A 23,711-nucleotide genomic window follows, 5' to 3' on the forward strand; every position below is an offset into this window, starting at 1 on the left:
GGCTGTCATCCGCAATAACGGAGGAGCTAAGCGGAAAACCAAGTTGACTGTCAAGCTAGAGCGCCGATCAGTTCCAGTTCCCCGATCATTTCAAGTACTTGCGCGAGGGGGATCGACAAGCACCGTCGGGCATGATCCACTGCACGCGGCTCGCCCAGCCGACGGAGTGGCTCCCTGTGTCGACGACCGTACCTCGCTGGACCCTGAGCACGATTATCACTGCCGAGGAGCAGGAGATGCTGGACCGACTTGGCAAACGCCGTCGGTTGTTCGCTTTCCTGCGCCTTCACGGCGCGGAGCTGTTCGACGAGGCCTTCCAGGCCGAGCTCGCCGGGATGTATCGCGATACCGGGGAGGGCAAAGCGCCCGTGCCACCCGCGCTCGTGTGCATGGTATTGCTCCTGCAAGCGTATACGGGCGCGTCGGATGCCGAAGCCATCGACTCGATGGTCGACGACCGCCGGTGGCAGCTCGTGCTGGGCATGCTTGGCGCCAAGAAGCCCGCCTTCGCTCAGGGTACCCTGCCGAGCTTTCGTCAGCGGCTGATTCGTCATGACATGGATCTCCGTCTCCTCGAGCGCACCGTCGAGCTCGCCAAGAAGACGAAAGCCTTCGACTGGAAACAGTTGCCAAAGACGCTACGGTTGGGAGTCGATTCGCGGCCGCTGGTGGGCGCCGGGCGCGTCGAGGACACCTTCAACTTGCTCGGTCACGCCGCAGCCAAGTTGCTTTCTGCCACCGCTATGGTGCTCGGACGCAAAGCCGAAGAGATTGCAGCTTGTGCGGGGGCATCCGTGTTTCTGGCGCCAAGCATCAAGGCGGGACTCGACATCGACTGGACAGATCCCGAGCAGAAGGCGGACGCGATTGGCGAACTCGTGCGGCAAATCGATGCGCTCGAGGCCTGGATTCGCGCACAGGCCGGCAAGGCCGCCGAGGAGCCGCCGCTCAAGGATCTGCTCGAGCTCATCGCGCAGCTCCGCAAGCAAGACCTGGATCCGGAGCCGCCGGACGGCGGTAAACCGCGCATCCGCAAAGGAGTCGCCGAGGATCGCCGCGTTTCCATCGAGGACCCCGATATACGTCACGGGCGCAAGAGCAAGAGCAAGCGATTCAACGGCTACAAGCAGCATATCGCCGCGGACCTCGACACCGAGCTGATCCTGGCGTGCGCCGTCACGCCGGCAAACCGCCCCGAGGGAGAAGGCGCGGTTGACCTGCAAGAAGACCTCGCGCGCTCCCCACGGCAAGAGGCCATCGGCGAGGTGTTCGTCGACCGAGCGTACGTGAACAGCGAGCTTGTCGAAGCCTCGATGGAGAACGGCGCGACGGTCTTCTGCAAGCCGTGGAACGCGACGAACGGCGAGCTTTTCAAGAAGACCGATTTCAAGCTGAATTTCCGCCTCCGGACCATCACGTGCCCGGCAGGCCAGACCAAGGGATTCTCCCCCGGTGAGACTGTTGAATTCGACCCCGCGAAGTGCAGCGTATGCCCTCTGCGGTCGCGCTGCACGAGAGCTAGTAATGACGCGGGGCGGACCGTGCGGATCGCGCCGGACGAGCAAAAGCAGCAGAGATTCCGCAGGCTCGTCAGGACGACCAAAGGGCGCGAAGCCCTTCGGCAGCGCGTAGGTGTGGAGCACCGCCTCGCCCACCTTGCGTCCAAACAGGGGCAGCGAGCGCGCTTCCGAGGCCTACGCAAGAACCTCTTCGATCTGCGGCGCCACGCCGTCGTGCTGAATCTGGAGACGATCCTGCGTCACAGCGGCTTGGCCAAGGCCGCGTAATTCATGGGTGGCTCGAACTGTTCGGCGCTCTCGACGCGCCCGGCGCCCACCAGCGGCCGCGAATCGACTCCCAACCGCAGCGTCTTTGGCAACTGTTTCCAGTCGAAGGCTTTCGTCTTCTTGGCGAGCTCGACGGTGCGCTCGAGGAGACGGAGATCCATGTCATGACGAATCAGCCGCTGACGAAAGCTCGGCAGGGTACCCTGAGCGAAGGCGGGCTTCCTGGCGTCAAGCATGCCCAGCACGAGCTGCCACCGGCGGTCGTCGACCATCGAGTCGATAGCTTCGGCATCCGACGCGCCCGTATACGCTTGCAGGAGCAATACCATGCACACGAGCGCGGGTGGCACGGGCGCTTTGCCCTCCCCGGTATCGCGATACATCCCGGCGAGCTCGGCCTGGAAGGCCTCGTCGAACAGCTCCGCGCCGTGAAGGCGCAGGAAAGCGAACAACCGACGGCGTTTGCCAAGTCGGTCCAGCATCTCCTGCTCCTCGGCAGTGATAATCGTGCTCAGGGTCCAGCGAGGTACGGTCGTCGACACAGGGATCCACTCCGTCGGCTGGGCGAGCCGCGTGCAGTGGATCATGCCCGACGGTGCTTGTCGATCCCCCTCGCGCAAGTACTTGAAATGATCGGGGAACTGGAACTGATCGGCGCTCTAGGAAACGCCGCATGCGGCCAGCATGTGGACCCTGGGAACACCTGCACCCGCGTACCCCCTCGGTGTCCTCCACCCTCGCTCATACCTTCGTTGCCGCGGCGCTCCCTGTTCCCATCGGGGTGGCTTTCTGTGATAAGTACCGCTCGACGAACGAGGAGCAGCGTATGGCGGAGTCGAAGTCATCATCGGACGTGGGCATTGTCGGGCTCTTGGGGATCCTCATCGGCGGAGCCTGCGTGCTCATCGCCCTGGTCGGCGTGCTCAACACCGCGTTCGACCTCAATCTCGCGCTCTCGGTGTATGGCACGAGCACGCCGCTGCCGAAGCACTGGGACGAGGTCATCGGCCTCGCGGCGGCCGGCGTGCTCATCGTCGCGCTCACGGTCTTCGGCGGGTTCGTGCGCCGCAAGTTTACCGAGGCCCAAGGCAAGCCGCTCGTGCGGGCCGGCATCCTCCTCGGCGCGCTCGCCTTGCTCGTTATGGTCGGCCGCGGCCTTCAGATCGTCATACTTACCATGACCTACGGGAGCATGCTCGCGTATTATTCGACCGACGGCGATCTCGACGACGTCAAAGCCGAGCTCGCCGGGAAGCCTGATCGTTCTGCGCTCGACGAGGCCGTCAGCCGCGCTGCGCAATACAACAATGCTGCCGCCCTGGCCCTGCTGCTCGAAGCGGGTGCCGACATGCGCGAATCGACCCGGCCCGAGGCCCACCGCCGTTGTCCGCTCGTCGGTCGGAGCTACGAATTCACCAAGACGGCGATCGACCACGGGATCAAGCCCGACGCGTGCCCCCGCGGCGAGCTCGCGGTATGGGAGGCCGTGCACTTCGGCAAGAGTGACGACGAGGCGGCCAAGAACGTCACGCTCCTGATGAGCGCGGGCTGGTCCGGGTCCGCGACACCGGACTACGACAAGCGGTCGCCGAAGAAGATCGCGGCCGAAAAGAAGTGGAGCAAAACGCTCCAGTCGCTCGGCGGCGCGGAATGAGCCTGTGGGACGTCAGGTTTGAGCTCTAACGCCCTTCCTTCCAGGGGATGATGGCGATCTCGCCGTTGCGCTCGACGATCGCGTAGCGGATCTGATCGAGGCGCAAAATGCCGTGCTGCACGTGCGCCGCCTCCAGGATGTCCTCCTCGTCGACGCTCAGCCAGGCCAGACGCTCGCGCAGAATGCGGCCGTCCTCGATGATGACGAGCGGCGTGCCGTCGAGCCAGCGCTCGAACCTCGTGCTCCTGCACTTGAGCCATGACAAACCTAGTTCCAGGCTCACGAGCGTCCCCACGAGGATGATGGCGCCCGTGATGGAATAGTCCTGCCCGAGCAGCGCTTGCTGCGTGCATTCGCTGATGATGAGCAGGAGCAGGAAATCGAAGGTCGTCACGGTCACGAGCGCGCGTTTGCCCGCGATGCGGAAGACGACCAGGAGGGCCATGTAGACGCAGACGGCGCGCACGACGAGGTTCATGGCCACGGCCTCACGGGTACACGAACAGCGAGAGCGACCGCAGAGCTGCCCTCCTCACCGAGGGAGAAGCGGAGGAGACCGGGGCGCGTGGGGCGCAGGACGAACACGACGAGGCCCCCGCCTCGACGCGCGGGAACGTGATGGCGCTTCGATCTGCGTGAATTTCGACCAACGAGGGTTCGGGCACGAAATGCTCGATGTGACCGCGCTCGAAGAGGGACGCCGAGAGGAAGAGGCGGCGCGGGGCGGCGGAGCTCTGCGCGCGCGGGCGGATCTCGAAGCGAGTCGCGCCGTCCACGCGGGTGAAACGCTCGTACCGGACGAAAAACCCGGATGCGTCGCCGGCGGTGGCGTGGCTCAACGGACCTTCCCCGAAGAGACCGAGCGCGGCGAGCAGCACGAACAGGAAGAGCACGGCCCTGCCGACGCGACGGACGCGCATGCTCGTGCGCTCGAATGCGAGGTCCTCGCTCGTTTCGAGATCGCCCGTCCGCTTGATTTCGACCACGACTCCCCCTGCGGCTGAACCTTGGACCCGGACGCGCGCGCGTCAGTCGTGTGGTTTGTCCGGGGGGGTCCTCGACGTACGCCGGCGCGGGAATGCGGCGCGGGCTTCGTGCGTTCGTCGCGGATCATGCAACGTTTGACGCTCCTCTCCGCCGCTGTCCTCCTCAGTGCTTGCGCTGCGCCGCCCCGCGCGCTCGACGTGACGCGCCTCGAACGGGACGTCGCCGCGGCCGAAGCGCGTTCGGGGGGCCGGCTCGGCGTCGCCGTGGTCGAGCCGAGCTCGGGGCAGCGCTGGGTGCATCACGCCGGCGAGCGATTTCCTCTGCAAAGCACGTTCAAGGCGCCGCTCGCCGCGGCGGTGCTCGCGCGCGTGGACGCGGGCGCGCTCTCGCTCGACAAGAAGATCGAGGTGCGTCGCGACGAACTGAGCGTCTGCTGGAGCCCGCTCGCGGAGGCGTTTCAGGGCGAAGCGCAATCGTTCTCGGTGCTCGACCTTCTCACGCAATCCGTGGCCGTGAGCGACAATACGGCCGCGGACGTCCTCATGCACGAGATCGGCGGCCCCGAGAGCGTCAATGCCCTGCTCGCCCGATCGGGCGTGACCGCGATGCACGTCGATCGCTACGAGCGGGACTTGCAGCTCCAGTTCCACGGGCTCGCCGCGTACGAGCCAGCCATGTCCACCTGCAAGGGGATGGACGCCGCGGTCGAGCGGTTGCCGAAGGACGAACACGTGCGCGCCTTCGACGCCTATCTGCGAGATCCCCGTGATACGACCACGCCCGAGGCCGCCGCGGATTTCCTTCTGAAGCTCGAGCGCGGGGAGATGCTCACGCCGGCCTCGACGCGCGTCCTGCTCGACATCATGCACGGCACGAAAACCGGTCCTCGCCGGCTTCGCGCCGGTCTGCCGCCGGACGCGCGTTTGGCGCATAAAACCGGGTCGTCTGACGATACCGAGGGACGTAATGGCGCGACGAACGACATCGGGATCGCCACGCTGCCGGACGGGCGAAAGCTCGTGATCGTGGCCCTCTTGACGGATTCGAGCGCGCCGCAGGAGACGCGCGAGGCGGCCCTGGCCGACGTCGCGCGGGCCGCCGTGGGGGCCATGGCGAGCCCACGATGAGGCGGTCCTGCTCGGGCCCAACGTCCGTCGCTCCAGGAAGTACGATTTCGTACGATGTTCGTTTGAGTGCATATATGTCTGGTACGAAGGCGCGGACGCTTCGTGGCCCTCGTGCTAGACTCGGCCGCACTCCAGGCGAACTGCTGCGAAATGGATCCATCTCCGGAAAAACCAGGCGTTTCCGCCACACGGACGCCCCTCCCGTCGCAGCGCGCGCAGGGCCTGCTCTCCGCGCTCCTCGTCGACGCCTCGCCCATCGACCTTCGCCTCGTCGGCCGCACCTTGCTCCACGCGGCGCTCGTTGGGGTCGGGGCGGGCGTCGTCGCGGTCGTGTTTTTCGCGGCGATCGAGCTTTTGGATCGATTCTTTCTCTCGGGCCTCGCCGGCTACCGTGCGCTCCGCGCCGCGGGGGAGTCCTTTTTGGGCGAGCACGGCATGGGGGCCTTTCGTCCCTGGCTCCTCATGATACTGCCCGCGCTCGGCGGCCTCGCGAGCGGCCTGCTCACGCGCCTCGCGCCCGAATGCCGCGGCGGCGGCGGCGACGCGATGATCGAGGCCTTCCATCGCCACGGCGGGATCATCCGGCGGCGCGTCGTATGGGTGAAGGCGCTAGCCTCCGCGCTCACGCTCGGGACCGGCGGCGCGGGTGGGCGCGAGGGGCCCACGATGCAGATCGGCGCGGCCTTCGGCTCGTTCGTCGCGGGGACCTTGAAGGTCTCCGCGCGCGAGCGGCGGCTCCTCATGATCGCGGGCGTCGCGGCCGGCATGAGCGCGATCTTCCGGACCCCGCTCGGCGCAGCCCTGCTCGCCACCGAGGTCCTTTATCGCGACGACGTGGAGAGCGACGCGCTCATCCCCGCGCTGCTCGCGAGCGTCCTCTCATATTCGGTCTTCATTTCCGTCTTCGGCGAGGCCACGCTCTTCGCGCACGCGCCGCGGTATCCGTTTGTCCCGGCGCACCTTCCGCTGTATGCGCTCCTCGCGATCTTCGTCGCGCTTTGCGCCATCGTTTTTCTCAAGGTGATGGCGTTCGTGAAGCGCACGTCCGCGCGCCTGCCGGTCCCGGATTGGGCGCGCCCCGGCGTTGGTGGCCTCGCGCTCGGGCTCGTGGCCGTGCCCTTGCTCTTGTTCCTCAGCGGGCGGCACCTCGTGCCCGAGGGGCAGGGGATTGGCGTGCTCGGCGGTGGTTATGGCGCCGCGCAGGTGGCCATCACGGGCGCGTCGTGGTTGCCCGACGGATGGCAGGCCGTCGAGCTGCTCGTGGCGCTCGCGGCGATCAAAATCGTCGCGGCCTCGCTCACCATCGGCACGGGCGGCAGCGCGGGTGATTTCGCCCCCTCGCTGGCGATCGGCGGGCTCGTCGGGGGCGCGTTCGGCCGCATCGCGGCGCTCTCGATCGGCGACCCGCGTATCGATCCCGGCGCGTTCGCGCTCGTCGGCATGGGCACGTTTTACGGGGGCGTCGCGCACGTGCCGCTCGGCTCGCTCGTCATGGTCTGCGAGCTTGCCGGCAGCTACGACTTGCTCGTCCCGCTCATGCTCGCCGAGGGCATTGCATTCGTGGCGCTGCGCGATCGCTCGCTTTATTCGGCGCAGGTCCCCACGCAGCGCGACTCCCCCGCGCATCCGCCGGGCGTGCTCGACGTGCTCGGCTCCCTCAAGGTCGCCGACGTGATGATCGCCGGCCGGCCTTACGTGCAGTTCGCCCTCGCGACGCCGGTGCCCGAGGTCCTTCGCCTCGCTTCGGACACGGGCTGGCAGGACGTGTTTCCTGTGCTCGACGGGCAGGGGAAAATGGCTGGGGTCATCACGAGCGATGTCGTGCGCCTGCTCGCGACGGAGCGGGACCTCGAACCATTCGCCCTCGCCGCCGACGCCATGCAGCCGCCGGTGACCGTGCGGCCGGACGACGATTTGAGGAAGGCGACCGAGGTGCTGCTCGCGCAAGGCGTGCGGGAAGTGCCCGTCGTCGACGACGCGGGCAGGATCGTGGGTTTTCTCGATGAATCCGAGGTAGGGCGCGCCTATCTCGACGCGACCGCGCGCGAGGAGCGGGCGGCTTGAGCCTGGTTTGACCGGGGATGCGGCGAGGCCCGAGGGGGCCCTCGCTCCGCTCCCCTTTCGTTCCCCGAGCTTTGCGGGGACGCGATTGCTGCGCGTCACGTTCACGCGGCAAACGGCATCGGACTCGCATGTGCGGGGCGGGTGCCTTCCGCGGAGACCGCGGCAGGCATTCAACCGGAAGGAGACGATCATGAAGCGTATGTTCCGGGCCCTGCTCGCCTCGCTCGCGATCGGGCTGATCGCGTCGCCCGCCCTTGCGGTCGACGAGCACGCACAGAAGACGCTCAGCGAGCAATACAAGGACGCCAAGAAGACCGAGGTCGCGTTCGCGAACCTGCCGACCGCGGCGCAGAACGCCATACGAACCTGGGCGGAGGGCGGCGAGATCAAGAAGGTCGAGCAGCTCACGCTGAAGGACGGCCAGATCCACTACAAGGCCGAGATCAAAAAAGGGAAAGAGAAGCTGCAGGTCGCCGTGACAGCGGACGGCAAGACCGTGGCTCGCGGCGAGAAGATCGACTGAGCGGAGCCCCAGCGCCCCGCGAAGCGAGCTCGCGGGACCCGCGGGCTCGCTCTCGCATGTTCGAAGTTGACTCATACGACCAGATGAGTCAACCTGGTCTTGATGGTCGCACGACGTAGCCAAAAGCCCCGCGATCCTGCGCGACGCCAGCGCATCCTCGAAGCGGCGCGACGGCATTTCACCCAGCACGGCTTCAAGGGGACGAACCTCGACGCGGTCGCGGCCGAGGCGGGCTGCGCGAAAGGCGCGCTTTACCTCGAGTTCGCCGACAAGGAGTCGCTCCTGCGCGAGGTCGTCGAGCAGTCGTTCGCGGCGATCGGCGCTCGTTATGCCGAGGAGGTCATGTCGATCGCGTCACCGCTCGAGCGCCTCGTGGCCACGCTGCGTTTCGCGTATCGCCAGCTCCTCGCCGACCCGATGTTCGGCAAGCTGCTCCGCGAGGACCCGGATTTCCGCGCGCTCGGGCTCACCTCCGATTCGCAAAAGGTCGAGGAAGGCAAGGCGCAGCTCGCCATGATCCGCGGCTGGGTCGATGAGGGAATCGCGCGCGGCGAGATTCGCGCCGACATCGATCGCGACGCGGTGCCAATCGTGATCGGGGTCCTGCGCTTCGCGCCGCAGCACCTCGGCATGATAGCCGAGCTCGGCCTCTTTTCGACCGAGCGCGCGCTCGACGCGATCGTCGACGTCTTCCGCGCGGGGCTCGCCGCGCCGAAAAGCCCGCCGCCCGCGAAACGCGCCGGGCCCACACCCCAAAGGAGATCCAAGCGATGACCACCACGCATGCAATCGACGTCGAGGGCTTGACGAAGCGGTTTGGAGAGGTCACGGCCGTCGACGAGATCACGTTCGCGGTCGAGCCCGGCGAGGTCTTCGGGTTCATGGGCCACAACGGCGCGGGCAAAACGACGACGCTGCGCATGCTCCTCGGCTTGACGCCGCTCACGTCCGGCTCAGCGCGCGTGCTCGGCCGCGAGGTCGGGCGCGAGACGATCGAGATTCGCCGCACCGCCGGGTATTTGCCAGCCCATTACACGCTGCCGCCGGACATGACGCCCCGTCAGTTCTTGCATTACGTCGGCGCCATGTTCGGCCTCCCGCGCGGCGTCGTCGCGGCGCGGGCCGAGGCGCTCCTCCAGCGCTTCGACCTCGTGCGTGCCGCGGATCGAGCGCTGCGCGGCTTCTCCACGGGCATGACGCAAAAAGTGGGGCTCGCTCAGGCTCTCCTCAACGAGCCGCGCGTGCTCTTGCTCGACGAGCCGACCTCGGGCCTCGATCCGCTCGGCCGCCACGAGCTGCTCGAACTGCTCCGCGAGCTCGCGCGTGACAAGGGCGTTACCGTCGTCTTTTCGTCGCACATCCTCTCCGACGTCGAGGCGCTTTGCCGTCGCGTCGCGGTCCTGCATCGCGCACGACTCGTCGCATTCGGCGACGTCGAGCACCTCAAAGCGCAGCACGGCGTACGCACGATGGATGACCTCTACCTCGCGCTCGTGCGCAAGGAGGCGGCATGATCCGGCTCCAGTGGCTCGACTATCTCGCGACGCTGCGCGAGCGCAAGACGTGGCTCTGCGGGGCCATGCTCCTCTATGCGGTGCTTTCCATTCCGGTCCTCCTCGCGCGCCCGCCCGCGCACGTGCGGGAAGCGATCGCTACGTGGTTCGGCCACGGCGGCCCGTTCGTGATCTTCATGTACGTGTGGATCGACCTCGCGATGAACAAGGTGATCGCGTTTCTCCCGGTCGTCCTCGCGAGCGGGATCGTCCTGCGCGAGCGTGACGTCGGCGTGCTCTCGATCCTCGCGGCCAAACCCCTCTCCATGCCGAGGTATTTCGCGCTTCGCGCCGTCAGCGCGTGCGCCGTCATGGCCACGCTCCACGTGGGCGCGCAGCTCCTCGGCCTCGTGTACTTTTTCGTGCGCGTGCCGGGCTTCCGGCCCTTGGCCTTCCTCGCCGCGATGACCCCGCACCTCTTCGCGGCGATCTTCGCGACCTGTTTTTCTGCGGCGATCGCCGGCTGGGTCAAGCACCGCGGCGCCTCCGCGTTGATCGGGCTCGCCGTGCTCGGCCTGCTCCTCGGTTTGTCGCTCATCGGGTTTTACCAGCCCGCGTGGCGGAACCTGACGCTCGTGAACCCGATGTCGCTCGGCGCGCTTGCCCTCGGAAACCTCGATCACCTCGGCCCGAAGGACCTCGCGCCCCCGATGCTCGCGCTCTCGCTCCTCTCGCTCGCCGCGATCGCGATCGGCGCCGCCGGCGTGCGCCGCATGGAGGCTTGACCATGACCGAGACAGCTTCGCTCCGAGATTATTTTCTCCTCGAAGCACGGCACGCGCCGCGCCGCGCGCCGATCGTGGCGGCGCTCGTCGGCGGCCTCGGCGTGCTCGGGACCCACGCCCTCCTCGTGCGTTTCCCCCCGCGCGCGCTTCACTTTCTTGAACAAGCCTTCGACCTCCGGGGCCTCGCGGCGGTCCTGCTCATCAACGATCTGATGGCCGCCTATTTCGCGCCATATTTCGTGGGGCTCGCAGGCCTACTCGGTGCCATCGTCACGGCACGGGAAGAGGCGCAACTCGAAGTCCTGCTCGCCAAGCCGATCCACGCCCGCGTGCTCCTCGCCGCCCGCGTAGGGCCCATTCTCGGCGCCGCGGCGCTCACCGGCACGGCCGTCGCGATCGTCACGGGGCTCTCGATCCTCCCGCACCTCGCGTCGGGCGACATGGTCAGCGCCGCCGGCGCGCTCGGCGGAGGGCTCTTCCTCACCGCGCTCGCGCTGCTCCTCCTCGCGCTGCTCCTGCCGCTTCTCGTGCGTATGCGCGACGCCTTCCACGCGCTTCTCGTCGGCTCCCTCGTCTGGCTTCTGCCTCTCACGCCGACGGCCGTCATGATCTATCGGCCCGACGTCTACGAGGGCCGCGCGGCCCTGCGATCCGCGATCACGTTGCCGAGTCTCGTCTGGCACGACGCGGCGGCTGCGTGGGTCGGACCTTTGGTGCTCATACTGGCGGCCCCGCTCTGCGCGCTTTTCGTGCGGATCGCAGGACGCGTGCTCGAACGGACCGACACCCGGTGACGTGACGCAAAAGAATGCCTTTCCGCGTCCTTGACGTGCGCCGTCCGGTGCTGTCCGATGCGGCCGCCCCGGACGGTCCCGGCTTGTTCGAGCCGCGGCAATGTATCGCGGGGCGAGCATTCACCTGGTGGGAAGCATGCAATCTCGATCCGTTCCATTCACGCGCGCCGTGCGCCAAAGGCTCCGCGGCGCGACGATCGGCTGGTTTTGTCACGGCCTGATCCTCGCCGCGCTTGCAGGGTGTAGCAGCGAAGCGAGCAACGCGGGCCCGCAGGAGAACGCGGGCGCGACGGCGCCGGCTGCAGCCGCGACAAACCAGACCGAGGCGATCGACCTCGACACGGTCATGCGGCGGACGCACTTCGGGTATCGCGCCGAGGGCGGCGTATTCTCGGCGGGGCACGCGACGTACGCCGTCAAGGCGAGCCCCGAGGCGCTCACGGTGTGGCCGAGCGAGAGTGACCTCGCCGCGCCGGAGGAGGGCGCGACGGCGCCGTTCGTCGCGTCGCTGGAGAGCATCACCCGCGGCGGAAGGTCGATCGCGGAGGGGCGCTCCGGAAAGGCCGCGGTCCGGCCCGACGCGAGCCTCGGCATCCAGCGCGGCGCCGTGGTCGAGCACCTCGAAAACGACGAAGAGGGCGTCGAGCAGAGCTTTGAGTTCGCCGAGCGTCCGGCGGGCGAGGGCGATCTCGAGGTCAAGATCGCAGTGACGGGCGAGGCGTTCCTCGGCGAGACCGAGGGCGGCTTGCACTTCGCGGATCCCGCGACAGGGCTCGGCGTGCGGTACGGCGTGGCCACGTGGGTCGACGCGAACGGCGTGCGCACCCACATCGACGCGGATTTCGTGGACGGGCGCATCGTGCTGCGCGTGCCTGCGTCGGTGCTCGACGCGAGCGCGTATCCGGCTGTGCTCGATCCCGTGATCGGGCCCGAGATCGCGATCGACACGCCGGCGTATGCGGCGGCGAACCGACTCCAGTACGATACCGTGGTCTCGTTCGCGGGCGGCACCTTCCTCGTCGTCTGGACGGACGAGCGTTATCAGGGCACGGCGGACGTGTACGGCGTACGCGTGTCGCAGGCTGGCACCGTGCTCGATACGTCGGGCATCCCGATCGCGGTCGCGAAGTCCACCCAATCGCAGCCGGCCGTGGCGAACAACGGCACGGATTGGATGGTCGTCTGGGTCGACAGCCGGAACAACGCGGACGACATCTACGCCGCGCGCGTCACCGCGGCCGGTGTCTTGCAGGATCCGAACGGGATCGCTGTCACGAGCGGCGGCGGCAAGAGCTACCCGTCGATCGCATTCGACGGCACGAACTACTTCGTCGTGCACACGCTCTCGAACCAGATTCGCGGCAACTTCGTGGGGACGAACGGCACGGTGAACTCATCGACCGTGGCCATCGCGCAGCCGTCGTACAGTCCGAACGACACGGTGGTCTCCTGGAACGGCACGAACTACCTCGTCGCGTTCAACACCTACACGGGGGCGACCTATTACCGCGTTGCCGCGCGGCGCGTATCTCCGGCCGGCACCGTGCTCGACGCGAGTGACATCGTCGCCTGCAACGGCTCGTCGGTTTGCCCCTACTCGCAGCTCGGGATCGCGTCGGATGGGGTGAACTGGCTGCTCGCGTGGGACAACTACAGCAGCGCGAACAGCATCTTTGGCCAGCGCATCTCGTCGGCCGGCGCGCCCATGGACGCGGGGAACGGCTTCACCATCGGCAACGGCGTCGCTTCGACCGACCCCATGAAGGTCACCGTCACCTTCGCGGGCAACGGCTATGGCGTGTTCTGGGACGATTCGAACCAGGTCTATGGCGCTCGCGTGAGCTCGGGCGGCGCGGTGCTCGTCTCGGCCACGCCGCTGACGAACGAGATGGGCACCCGCAGCTCCGTCGGGGCGGCGCACGACGGGACGAATTTCTACGCGGCCTTCAGCGATACGCGCGGCGTCGCAGGGAACAACCTGGACGACATCTACGGGCTCCGCTTGTCGAACGCGCTCGTCAAGATCGACGCCACGAGCACGTTGCTCTCCCGCGCGGCGAACGATGAGCGTTCTCCGCGCGCCGCCTTCAACGGGACGAACTGGCTCGTCGTCTGGGAAGACGCGCGCCCAGGATCCACGAACGACATCTGGGGCGCGCGCCTCTCCAGCACGGGCGCCGTGCTCGATGCTGCGGGCTTCGCGATCTCGGAGGGGACGAACTCGCAGTTCGTGCCTGTGGTCGCGGCGAACGGCGTCGACTGGCTCGTCGCTTGGCAGGACCGGCGTAATGGCAGCAGCAACGACGACATCTTTGCCGCGCGCGTCTCCAGTACCGGCGCCGTGCTCGACGCCGGCGGCATCCCAGTGAACACGGCGGCCGGCCACCAGACGAACCCCGCCGTCGCCGCGGACGGGACGAACTGGCTCGTCACGTGGCGCGACGCCACGAGCACGGAGATCTTCGCGGCTCGCGTCGCGCCGTCATCGAACGTGCTCGATCCCGCGGGCATCAAGCTCTCGACCGGCGGCGGCTCGCTGCCCGCGATCGCGTACAACGGCACGAACTACCTCGTCGCTTGGACCAAGCCGACGAACGCGAACGACATCTTCGCCTCGCGCGTGACGCCCGCCGGCGCGGTCCTCGACGCGGGCGCGCTCGCGATCCCCGTGTCGGCTGTCGTGGGCGCGGCGGAGACGAACGCCTCGGTCGCGTCGAACGGGGTGGACTGGTTCGTCGCCTGGAACGACGTCTCCGACGTGCGCGGCGCCCGCGTCAACGCCGCGGGCACGGTGCTCGACGTCGTAGGTATCAGCGTGAGCAGCGCGGCGAACACCCAGAACTTCCCCGCCACAGCTTGGGACGGCACGCAGTACTGGGTCGTTTGGCAGGACGATCGTACGATCGTGAACTATCAAGACGTCTACGGCGCGCGCATCTCGAGCAGCGGCACGAACAAGGATCCGAGCGGGTTCGTCGTGGCGAACGACGCGCTCCAGCTCGAGCTCCGGCCGCAGCTCGCGGCGGGCAAGTCGCAGGAGGTCCTCGGAGTGTACTACCGGTTCGATCCGCAGCAGCCGTACGGCTCGGAGCGGGCCCGCGCGCGTGTCCTCTCGGACGCCTCGCCGGGCGCGAACGGCGTGGCGTGCTCGGTCGGCGGGCAATGCGTGAGCGGCTTCTGCGTGGACGGCGTCTGCTGCGACGCGGCCTGCACGAGCACCTGCCAGGCGTGCTCCGCGGCGAAGAAGGGCGCGGGCACCGACGGCGTCTGCGGCCCGATCAAGGTCGACACCGATCCGGACAACGAGTGCTCCGACCAGGGCGCGAGCTCGTGCGGCACGAACGGGAGCTGCAACGGCGCGGCCGCGTGCAAGCTCTACGCTTCGGGCACGAGCTGCGGCGCGACCTGCAATGGCGGCGCGCTCCAGCCGCAGACCTGCGACGGCGCCGGGACGTGCGCGGCGAGCGGCATGCCGACGAACTGCGCGCCGTACGCGTGCGCCGGAAACATGTGCAAGTCGTCGTGCACGACGGGCGCGGATTGCGCGTCCGGCTTCTCGTGCGTCAACGGCGCGTGCGTGGGCCTGCTTGGCAACGGCGAGTCGTGCACGGCGAACTCCGATTGCCAGTCGGGGAGCTGCGTCGACGGCGTCTGCTGCAACACGGCGTGCGGCGGCCTTTGCCAGGCGTGCACCGTGTCGAAAAAGGGCAACGGTACGGACGGCGTGTGCGGGCCGATCGCCCTCGGCGTCGATCCGGACAACGAGTGCGCGACGCAGGCGGCGTCGAGCTGCGGACAAACGGGCGTTTGCAATGGCACGGGTGCCTGCCAGCTCCACCCGCAGGGCACCTCCTGCGGGGTGAGCACCTGCCAGGGTAGCGTGGTCACGGGCCAGATCTGCAATGGGTCGGGCCAGTGCGTGAATGACGCGATGGGGCAGGACTGCGCGCCGTACGTCTGCTCGGCTGGCACGTGCAAGAACCCCTGCACGAACAGCAACGAATGCTTGCCGGGCAACGTCTGCACGGCGGGCGCTTGCAAGCCGGCGGGCTCGCCGGGCACGCCTTGTGCGAATGCGTCGGAGTGCGGCTCGGGCTTCTGCGTCGACGGCGTGTGCTGCGACGCGGCGTGCAACGGCGGCTGCGTGGCTTGCTCCACGGCGAAGAAGGGCCAGGGCGCGGACGGCACGTGTGGCCCGATCAAGAACGGCACGGATCCGGACAACGAGTGCGCGGCCCAGGTGCCCTCGACCTGCGGCCAGAATGGCCAGTGCAATGGCAATGGCGCGTGCGCGCTCCACGCGAGCGGCACGGAATGCGCACCGGGCAAGTGCACGGGAACCTTGCAGACGAACCCGTCCCAGTGCGACGGCAGCGGGACGTGCGTCGTCGGCACGGAGACGCAGTGCGTGCCCGGGTATGCGTGCGACGGGACGAAGTGCGCCACGAGCTGCACGGACGACAGCATGTGCGCCCCGGCGTACGAGTGTGATCCGGCCATGCAGTGGTGTGTGCCCTCCATGGGCGCGGGCGGCAATGGCGGTGCTGGTGGTGCCGGTGGCAATGGTGGCGCCGGTGGCGCGGGCGGCAATGGCGGCGCTGGTGGTGCGGGTGGCAATGGCGGCGCCGGTGGTGCGGGTGGCAATGGTGGCGCCGGTGGTGCCGGTGGTGCCGGCGGCGCGGGTGGCAATGGCGGCGCCGGTGGCAGCGCGGGCGGCGGACAAACGACCGACAGCGGCGGCTGCGGCTGCCGGACGGCGCCGGAATCGTCCACGGCCGGCGGCATGGGCGCCCTGATTGTCGTGGCGGCCTTCGGGCTGCGCCGTCGCCGTCGGTCGGCCTGATTCTCTCCCTCTCGTTTTCCCTCCCCGCCGCGCCCTGACCGGGGCGCGGCATCCCCCAGCCGAACCGGAACCCGAGGTCCCGCCCGACCCGATCGTCGCGATCTTTTGTTCCTCACGAGTAACATTAGGTAACATCCGACCACCTTGGGTAACGACGCACCTCCCCGACGGCCTACAGCCTTGCTCACGACCCACGAGGTCGCGGCGCTGCTTCGCGTGCATCCGAAGCACGTCTACCGTCTCCTCAAACGAGGGCTTCCCGCGCGCCGCGTCGGCGACGAGTGGCGTTACGACGAGGCCGACGTGCTCGCATGGAGCCGGGGCGCGCCTGTCGCCGCGTCGGCGGAGGCGCCCGAGACCTCACCTCCGCCCCTGCTCGCGGCGAACGGAGATCTCGCGATCGAGGCCTTGTTCGACGAGGCCCGTGATCGAGCCGCCCCGCTCGTAGGCCTCATCCTCGCCGATCATGCGACCGGCCTCGTACGGCTGGAGCGTGGCGCCGTGCTCGGCGCGGGCTGCCACGGGGACCATGTTCCTGCGTCGCTCGGGGGGGAGAAGCTCGCATGGATCCACCTCGCCGTCCGTGAGCTCGGGCTCGCGCATCGCAAGGGCCTGCGGTTGCGCAGGCTCTCCAGCATCGCGGGGCGCAGGCTCGCGTCGCGGCCGCGGACCGCGGGCATTCGCCACCATATCGACGAGGCTTTGTCCCGCGAGGGGGTCGAGCCCGAGCGCGCCTATGCGCACGCCGAGGAATATCGCTCCCACAGGGACGCGGTCATGGCCGTCGCACGTGGGGACGCCGAGGTCGCGCTCGCCTCCCGCGCGTGGGCCGCGCACGCCGGGCTCGGGTTCACGCCCGTCGTGACGGAGGCGTATGGCCTCGTGTTTCGCGCCGAGCACCTCGGCGACCCCCGCGTCCTCGCGCTCTGCGAGCTCGTCCAGAGCGGGAAATTCCGCGCGCGGCTCGCTTGCCACGCGGGGTACGACGCGACGAGCGCTGGGCATCTGCAGTTTGGAAGGAGTATCGCTTGAAATTGATCCGACAAACCATGATGTTGGGAGCGCTCGCGGCGCTCCTTTCCCCGCGCGCGGCGCTCGCCCTGGATTGCAGCGCTTTGCCAAACCCTGTCTACATCCAGAGCGGGGACACGCAGGAGCCGCTCCTCAAGGGGCTCGGCCAGAAGCTCCGCGCCTCGCAGACGACCCCGATGACGCTCATCTACCAGACGAGCGGCTCGTGCACGAACATCGAAGCGATGTACCAGGGCACGAAGCTCGCGACGAATCCGCGTTACATCCCCTCGGCCGCCGAGGATCCGACGTGGGACCCGAGCAAGCCCGCGCCTCAGTGCACGATTGATCCGAACGGTGTCCCCCTCGACCTCGCCATCTCGGCGCTCTTCGTGAGCTCCTGCGATCCCTCGCCGCCGCCCGCCGGGATCGGCCTGTTCCAGGGGCCCGTGCAGCCGTATGTCTTCATCGTCCCGGAGGCGAGCTCGCAGCGCGCCATCACAGCGGAGGAGGCGTATTTCGTTTTCGGCTTCGGCGCGCAGGGGAAGGTCGAGCCCTGGACGGACGAGTCGCTCTATTTCATCCGCACGACGACAAAGAGCACGCTGCTCACGATGGCTGCGGCCATCGGCGTGCCAGGGGCGAAATGGAAAGGGGCGATGCTCGACAAATCCTCCGAGGTCTTGAACGGCGTCGCCACCTCGCCGAGCCCCGAGAAGACGATCGGCATCCTCGGCGCCGAGATTTACGACGGCAACCGGGACAAGGTCGAAGCGCTCGCGTTCCAGGCGTTCAAGCAGAAACACGCCTATTACCCCGACTCCACGGCGACCTCCTTCGACAAACGCAACGTGCGGGACGGTCATTACACGATCTGGTCCCCCACGGTGTATCTCGCGCACGTCGACGCGCAGGGGACCGTGACGAACGCGCGCGTTCGTTCCCTCGTCGACATGATCCTCGCGAAGACCGTCACTCCCGCGCCGGATTTCGATCCGCTCGACATCGTCATCTCGAAGGGGCTCGTCCCCGATTGCGCAATGACGGTCACGCGGTCCTTCGAGGGCGGTGACCTCTCGCTCTATAGCCCGCCCGAGCCGTGTGGCTGCTTTTTCGAGAGCCGCGTGGGACAACCCAGCGCGACGTGCACGACATGCGGCGGGGATGGCGAATGTGGCGGTGGCAAGTGCCGGCACGGCTTCTGCGAGGCGAAATGAACACGCGATACTTCTTCAAGGGTCTTTTCGTCCTCGTCCTGCTCGCGAGCGCGTGCGGCGAGGAGAATCCGCCGGCAAACCCCTCGGGTAGCTCGTCGAGCAGCGGCGCGGGCGGCATGGGCGGAGCTGGCGGAGCCGGCGGGAGCGGGCCCGGATGTTTCTCCGACCCCACGAGCCACGTGGAGATCATCAACGCCTGCACCGACGCGGAGAAGGTGGACAAGGTCGTGAACCTGCCGCTCCTGAATGCCGATGGCTCGCTCCCACCGCTGCCCTGACCGGGCATTTCGGCGGCTCGTCGTGCTCGCGAGCCTGCTCGCCGGGAGCGCGATCGGGTCTGCGCGGGCCGAGACCAAGCCCAAGCCACCCGAGCCCCCCGTGCGCCTCCGCCTCTCGGGCTATGTGCAGGCCGACGCTGTGGCGTATCGGCAATCGTCGCAAGACGAAATCAACCCGGCGACCGGCGCGCCGCTCAACGAGGATCGATTCACGATCACGCGGGCGCGCCTCCGCGCCGATGTGAGCGCGCACATCGTGAGCGGCGCGCTCGAGCTCGACGCAAACACCGTGGAGGGGCCCGCCGCGCGTGTCATCGAGGCCGAGGTCTCGGCGCGCTGGCAAGGCGCGAATGCCGAGGCGCCGCCCTACGTCATGGCCACGCTCGGCCTCTTCAAAATTCCTTTTGGCGTCGAAGGACCGGAGCGTGAGCGGAGCCGCCTCTTCCTCGAACGAACCACGACGAGCCGCGCGCTGTTTCCGGGCAACTATGACCTCGGCCTGCGCCTCTCCGGCGGGTATCGTGTCCTCCGGTATGCCGTGGCCCTCATGAACGGCGAGCCGGTCGGGCAGGTGTTTTTCCCGGCGCGGGATCCGAACGGAGGCAAGGACGTCCTCGGTCGCATCGGCGTCGATACGAGGCCGCTCGCGAGGCTGCGCGTGCAGGGCGGGTTTTCCGCCCTTTCCGGCACGGGGCTACACCGGGGCACGCCGAGCACGAAGGACGTACTCGTGTGGCGCGACGAGAACGAGAATGGCCTTGTGGAGGGGACCGAGATCCGCGCGATTCCGGGGACCGCGGCCACGCCGTCCGAGAACTTTGACCGCTTCGCGCTCGGCGCCGACCTGCGCGTCACGGCGAAGCTGCCCGTCGTCGGCGAATCGTGCCTCTTCGGAGAAATCGTGCGCGCGCAAAACATCGATCGTGGCGTCGAGCCTGCCGACCCGATCGGCGCAGGCCGTGATCTCCGAGAACTCGGCTTTCACGTCGGAATCACCCAGGAGCTCAGCCGATATGTGATGATTGGCGTGCGTTACGATCGGTACAACCCCGACCAGGACGCGAGCGAGCAACGCGGCAAGGACCTCGTGCCCCGCGACAGCACGTACTCCACCGTCTCCATCGCCGCTGCGCTCCGGTACACGCCCCCAACGCGGACGTTCGCCCGTGACAACCCCTTTCCCGCCCTGCGCGTCGTCCTTGAATACGATCACCGGAACAACGCGCTCGGCCGCACCGCGGGCGGTCTGCCGACCACGCTCGGGGACGACTCGTTCGCGATTCGCGGGGAGGTGTCGTTTTGAGGCGGCCTGCGCTCTTGCTTATGTTTTCGGTATTCACCGGCTGCGGCGGCGTATCGTCCGATCCGGGGCTCTTTGCGGACATGCGTGTCGCGCCCGGCGTGTACGTGAAGGGGCCGATGCCGCAGGAGAATGGCGGGCCCGGCGTCGTCGCCGTGGACCTCGGCACGAATCGCGTGCGAACGGGGCAGATCGACAAACCCATGCGGGGGGCCCTCGCGCCGGATGCGACCGCGGTCGCGCTCGGCCTCTCCGGGGATGCAGGATACTGGATCGTCCCTGCGGGCCTGCCCGACGTGCAATCGCCGGCATTTCCCACCTTCGACGTATCGCTTTCGTTTTCGCCCGACATGCGCGCGGGGTCGTACGAGCTCCTCGTGCACGCCGTCGATGTGGATGGGCATTTCGGCACCACGAGCCGTCATGCGCTCGAGGCCACGACCATCACCGCGCCCGAGGGAAACCTCGTCGTCTCGCTTCGCTGGGATCGCGAGGCCGACCTCGACCTGCACGTCGTCGATCCGCGCGGGGTCGAGATCTACAAGCGCAACATTAATTCGTACGAGTTGCCGCCGTCCGGGCAGCCAGTGAATCCCACGGCGTGGCAGTCCGGCGCGCTCCTCGATTTCGACTCCAATGCGGGATGCGTCATCGACGGCAAGCGCATGGAAAACGTCATCTGGAAGAACGACCCGCCGCCCGGCCATTACATCGTCCGTGTCGATACGTTTTCCCTTTGCGGCGAGGGCTTCGCGAACTGGTCGGTGGACGTGCTCCGGAGCGGCGTCTCCCTGGCGCGGTCCGCGGGACAGGGCGGGCCCACGGACGAGGCGATGCCGCACGACAGGGGCGCCGGCGTCCTCGCGGTGGAGTTCGATCTTCCGTGAGGGGCCGCGCGGTGTGTATGGCCGTGGTGCTGGCCGCGTACTCGTTTTCCACGGTGGCCCATTCCGACGAACCACGACCCGCGGAGGTGACCGTCCGCGCGGCGCCACGCAAGCGTGATCCGGGGCGTGCGACCGTTCGCGCCGACGAGGCCCGGCGCGTGGCAGGGACACGGGACGATGCGCTTCGAATCGTGGAGAGCCTGCCGGGCGTCGCGCGGGGCGGGTTTTTCGGGGGAGGGCTCGTTCTTTGGGGCGCCGCGCCGGGCGACAGCCGTGTCACCGTGGACGGCGTCGAGATTCCGGTACTTTATCACGGAAATGGCCTTCGTGGTGTGCTTCCCTCGGGCCTCGTGCAGGCGATCGACCTCGCGCCCGGCGCGTATGGCGCCGAATACGGCCGCGCGCTCGGCGGCCTCGTCCGCGTGACCACGCGAGAGCTCCCGGCAAAGGGCATTCACGGATCGATCGGCGCAGATTTCCTCGATGCCGCGGGCATGGTGAGCGCTGCCGTGGGGGATCGCGTGCGCGTCGCAGCCGCGGCCCGCGCGAGCCATTTCGATCGGCTCGTCGCCGCCGTGGCCCCGCCGAGCGTCCTCGACGTCGTGCCCATTCCGCGGTATCACGATTATCAGCTCAAGGTCTCCCTCGCGCTCCGGGAGGACGAGGCGATCTCGGCGGTGCTCCTCGGTGCGGGGGACGCGCTCACGCGCACGCAGCCATCGTCCGACCCCGCGAACACGCGTGTCGAATCGACCGAGAGCTCGTTTCAAAGATTTTATTTGCGTTATACGCGCGCCCTGCCCGACGGCGCGAACGTCGCCATCGTTCCGTTTTTCGGGCGGGATCGTGATCGGCGGGATGCCTCGTTCGGCGGGGTGCCGCAGGCGCGGGACACGCTCACGTGGCGGTATGGGCTGCGTGCCTCGTATCGCGCGCCGCTCACGCGCGACATCGTCGTGACGGCCGGCGTGGATGCCCTCGCGTCCCGCGCGAGCTTGTTCCGCCAGGGTTCGCTCACGTTGCCTCCGAGGGAAGGGGATCTTTACGTCTTTGGCCAGCCCCCAGGAAGCGACGTCAATGCGGACGAGTGGACTACGAACATCGTCGACGTCGGCCCCTTCCTCGTCTCGGAGTTGCGGCTCGGCCCCTTTCTCGTCACGCCGGGGCTGCGCGCCGACCTGTTTCTGGTGGAGGGATCCCGAAGCACGCCGCGCGTGGGACAAACTCCCGGCATCGGCTCGTCCCGGCTCTTGCCAGCGCTGGATCCACGGCTCTCGGTGAGCGTTTCCCCCGTGGACCATGTGACGATCTCCGCGAGCGGCGGCCTCTACCACCAGCCGCCGTCGGCGGAGGATCTCGGACCGGTGTTCGGCGCGCCAAACCTTATGCTCTCCCGCGCGGCGCACGCGAGCGCAGGCGCGTCCGTGCGCTTGCCCGCGGGCCTCGACGTTGAAGTGACCGGTTTTTTCGTGGCGCTCGACGACCTCGTGGTCCGCAGCCGGCTCCCCACCCCGAAGCTCGCTGCCGCCCTCACGCAGGAAGGCGAGGGCGAGAGTTTCGGCGTGCAGGTCCTCGCGCGAAGGCAGCTCTGCAATGGGCTTTACGGCTGGATCGCCTACACCGCGAGCCGTAGCGAACGGCGTTATGTGGAGGATCCGTCGACGCGGCTTTTTGATCACGATCAGACGCACGTGCTCACAGCGATGGCCGGCTACGAATGGCGTGGATGGAATTTCGGCGTTCGGTTCCGTCACGCCACGGGCGCGCCGCGCACGCCTGTCGTGGGCTCTTTTTATGATACGACGGCCGGCCGTTTCCAGCCGATCTTCGGCGCGCCAAATGGAACACGCCTCCCGAGCTTCCAGGCCCTCGACCTCCGCGTGCAGAAGGCGATTTCCGTGCGCAGCGCCTCGGTGGTCCTTTCGCTCGACGTCACGAACGCGACGAACCAGGACAACCCCGAGGAGTTCGTTTACAACTACGATTTCAGCCGCAAGAGCTTCATTTCAGGGTTGCCGGTGCTGGCCATTCTGGGTGCGAGGGTCGAGCTGTGAAGGGCAGCATTTCGTGGGCAACGATGTTCCTCGTCGTGGCGGGTTGCCTCCCTGCCGAGGCCGAGCGGGAGTCGCTCGTGACGGGCCCGCGTATCCTCGCGGTGCGCAGCGAGCCGCCCGAATCGAAGCCCGGTGCGTCCGTCGTATACAAGGCGCTTGTGGTGACACCGGACGGTGAACTCCAGGGCACCGCCGTGCGCTGGGCCTTTTGCGCGGCGCCGAAGCCGTTCACGGAAAACAGCCCTATCAGCGCCGCGTGTCTCGAAGGCGCCGTGCGGCCCATCGTGGGCACTACCGTGAGCGTGACAGCGCCGACGCCGACCGATACCTGTTCGCTCTTCGGCCCCGAGACGCCCCCCGGTGATTTCCGCCCGAGGGACCCAGATGGGACAGGCGGGTTTTACCAGCCAGTCCGCGTGGAAGCCACAGGGCAGACCGCGTTCGTCCTGGAGCGGATCACGTGCAACTTGCCGAATGCGCCCCTCGACGTCGCAGTGGAGTTCGCAGAGCGGCGCGCCCTAAATCGAAACCCGACGCTCGTCCCGCTGCGTGCGTTCGTGAACGGCGCGCCCGCGTCGCTCGACGCCTTGCCCGCGGGCGGAGACGTGCGATTCGAGGTCGGCTGGAGCGCCTATGACGCCGAGGCGTACCCTGCGTTCGATCCAAGAAAGCAGGCGCTTGTGGACCAACGCGAGGCGTTGCGGGTCTCCTGGTATGCGACCGCCGGGGCCTTCGAGAGCGACGTGACGGGGCGGGCGAGCGAGGACCTGGCGCCGACGGTGTCGAACGGATGGCGCGCGCCCGACGAGCCTTCGCGGGTGTTCGTGTGGCTCGTGTTGCGGGATGGGCGTGGCGGGACCGATTTCGCGAGGTATACCCTCGACGTGAAGTCTCCGCCTTAGGGCGG

Annotated in this window: 19 protein-coding genes and 1 pseudogene; 17 read left to right on the forward strand and 3 right to left on the reverse strand. The window is 68.0% G+C overall.

Features of this window, described 5'->3' with window-relative positions; all coding sequences use genetic code 11:
• Positions 1–236: 236 nt before the first annotated feature.
• Positions 237–1,787, forward strand: coding sequence for an IS1182 family transposase (locus POL67_RS03695; protein WP_271930727.1), 1,551 nt, complete (start codon positions 237–239; stop codon positions 1,785–1,787).
• Between the two features lie 29 nt (positions 1,788–1,816).
• Here POL67_RS03695 and POL67_RS03700 read toward each other — a convergent pair.
• Positions 1,817–2,248 (reverse strand): annotated as a pseudogene (locus tag POL67_RS03700) (transposase family protein); the annotation flags it as partial.
• A gap of 365 nt (positions 2,249–2,613) precedes the next feature.
• Between POL67_RS03700 and POL67_RS03705 the strand changes: the two are divergent.
• Positions 2,614–3,441: a hypothetical protein gene (locus POL67_RS03705; RefSeq protein ID WP_271915642.1), complete on the forward strand. Its 828-nt coding sequence runs from the start codon at positions 2,614–2,616 to the stop codon at positions 3,439–3,441.
• Positions 3,442–3,466: 25 nt separating this feature from the next.
• Here POL67_RS03705 and POL67_RS03710 read toward each other — a convergent pair whose 3' ends face one another.
• Positions 3,467–3,919 carry a DUF421 domain-containing protein gene (locus POL67_RS03710; protein WP_271930730.1) on the reverse strand — a complete coding sequence of 151 codons (453 nt, stop codon included), beginning with the start codon at positions 3,917–3,919 and terminating at the stop codon, positions 3,467–3,469.
• Between the two features lie 10 nt (positions 3,920–3,929).
• The gene (locus POL67_RS03715) at positions 3,930–4,427 is read right to left on the reverse strand and encodes a hypothetical protein (protein WP_271915643.1); all 498 of its coding nucleotides are present in this window, start codon (positions 4,425–4,427) and stop codon (positions 3,930–3,932) included.
• A gap of 126 nt (positions 4,428–4,553) precedes the next feature.
• On the opposite strand from POL67_RS03715, the gene bla reads away from it, so the two are divergent.
• The 15 genes from bla to POL67_RS03790 all read left to right on the forward strand — a co-directional run bounded on the left by bla (position 4,554) and on the right by POL67_RS03790 (position 23,706).
• The gene (bla, locus tag POL67_RS03720; protein WP_271915644.1) at positions 4,554–5,555 is read left to right on the forward strand and encodes a class A beta-lactamase; all 1,002 of its coding nucleotides are present in this window, start codon (positions 4,554–4,556) and stop codon (positions 5,553–5,555) included.
• A 102-nt stretch (positions 5,556–5,657) separates the two neighbouring features.
• Entirely contained in the window at positions 5,658–7,619 is a 1,962-nt protein-coding gene (locus POL67_RS03725) for a chloride channel protein (protein ID WP_271915645.1), read from the forward strand.
• Between the two features lie 190 nt (positions 7,620–7,809).
• The gene (locus POL67_RS03730) at positions 7,810–8,142 is read left to right on the forward strand and encodes a hypothetical protein (RefSeq protein ID WP_136966128.1); all 333 of its coding nucleotides are present in this window, start codon (positions 7,810–7,812) and stop codon (positions 8,140–8,142) included.
• Positions 8,143–8,244: 102 nt separating this feature from the next.
• Positions 8,245–8,916, forward strand: a complete 672-nt coding sequence (locus tag POL67_RS03735) for a TetR/AcrR family transcriptional regulator (RefSeq protein ID WP_271915646.1) — start codon at positions 8,245–8,247, stop codon at positions 8,914–8,916.
• On the forward strand, positions 8,913–9,656 hold the full coding sequence (locus tag POL67_RS03740) for an ABC transporter ATP-binding protein (RefSeq protein WP_271915647.1): 744 nt from the start codon (positions 8,913–8,915) through the stop codon (positions 9,654–9,656). Before POL67_RS03735 ends, POL67_RS03740 begins: the two co-directional genes overlap by 4 nt.
• Positions 9,653–10,420, forward strand: coding sequence for a hypothetical protein (locus POL67_RS03745; RefSeq protein WP_271915648.1), 768 nt, complete (start codon positions 9,653–9,655; stop codon positions 10,418–10,420). The genes POL67_RS03740 and POL67_RS03745 overlap by 4 nt, the downstream gene beginning before the upstream one ends.
• Positions 10,421–10,422: 2 nt before the next feature.
• Positions 10,423–11,214: a hypothetical protein gene (locus POL67_RS03750; protein ID WP_271915649.1), complete on the forward strand. Its 792-nt coding sequence runs from the start codon at positions 10,423–10,425 to the stop codon at positions 11,212–11,214.
• Positions 11,215–11,350: 136 nt separating this feature from the next.
• On the forward strand, positions 11,351–16,057 hold the full coding sequence (locus POL67_RS03755; RefSeq protein ID WP_271915650.1) for an MYXO-CTERM sorting domain-containing protein: 4,707 nt from the start codon (positions 11,351–11,353) through the stop codon (positions 16,055–16,057).
• Between the two features lie 180 nt (positions 16,058–16,237).
• The gene (locus POL67_RS03760) at positions 16,238–17,089 is read left to right on the forward strand and encodes a helix-turn-helix transcriptional regulator (protein ID WP_271915651.1); all 852 of its coding nucleotides are present in this window, start codon (positions 16,238–16,240) and stop codon (positions 17,087–17,089) included.
• Positions 17,086–18,285 (forward strand): hypothetical protein, encoded by a 1,200-nt coding sequence (locus tag POL67_RS03765; RefSeq protein WP_271915652.1) that lies wholly within the window; start codon positions 17,086–17,088, stop codon positions 18,283–18,285. The genes POL67_RS03760 and POL67_RS03765 overlap by 4 nt, the downstream gene beginning before the upstream one ends.
• Positions 18,282–18,563 carry a hypothetical protein gene (locus tag POL67_RS03770; protein ID WP_271915653.1) on the forward strand — a complete coding sequence of 94 codons (282 nt, stop codon included), beginning with the start codon at positions 18,282–18,284 and terminating at the stop codon, positions 18,561–18,563. Before POL67_RS03765 ends, POL67_RS03770 begins: the two co-directional genes overlap by 4 nt.
• The gene (locus tag POL67_RS03775) at positions 18,538–19,866 is read left to right on the forward strand and encodes a hypothetical protein (protein ID WP_271915654.1); all 1,329 of its coding nucleotides are present in this window, start codon (positions 18,538–18,540) and stop codon (positions 19,864–19,866) included. The genes POL67_RS03770 and POL67_RS03775 overlap by 26 nt, the downstream gene beginning before the upstream one ends.
• Before the next feature lie 14 nt (positions 19,867–19,880).
• Positions 19,881–20,750 carry a hypothetical protein gene (locus POL67_RS03780; protein ID WP_271915655.1) on the forward strand — a complete coding sequence of 290 codons (870 nt, stop codon included), beginning with the start codon at positions 19,881–19,883 and terminating at the stop codon, positions 20,748–20,750.
• Complete coding sequence (locus tag POL67_RS03785; RefSeq protein ID WP_271915656.1) at positions 20,747–22,804, forward strand: TonB-dependent receptor; 2,058 nt, start codon at positions 20,747–20,749, stop codon at positions 22,802–22,804. The genes POL67_RS03780 and POL67_RS03785 overlap by 4 nt, the downstream gene beginning before the upstream one ends.
• Positions 22,801–23,706 (forward strand): hypothetical protein, encoded by a 906-nt coding sequence (locus POL67_RS03790; protein WP_271915657.1) that lies wholly within the window; start codon positions 22,801–22,803, stop codon positions 23,704–23,706. The genes POL67_RS03785 and POL67_RS03790 overlap by 4 nt, the downstream gene beginning before the upstream one ends.
• The last annotated feature ends 5 nt before the right edge of the window (positions 23,707–23,711 follow it).

The sequence above is a fragment of the Polyangium mundeleinium genome (assembly GCF_028369105.1).
Taxonomy (GTDB): Bacteria; Myxococcota_A; Polyangia; order Polyangiales; family Polyangiaceae; genus Polyangium; species Polyangium mundeleinium.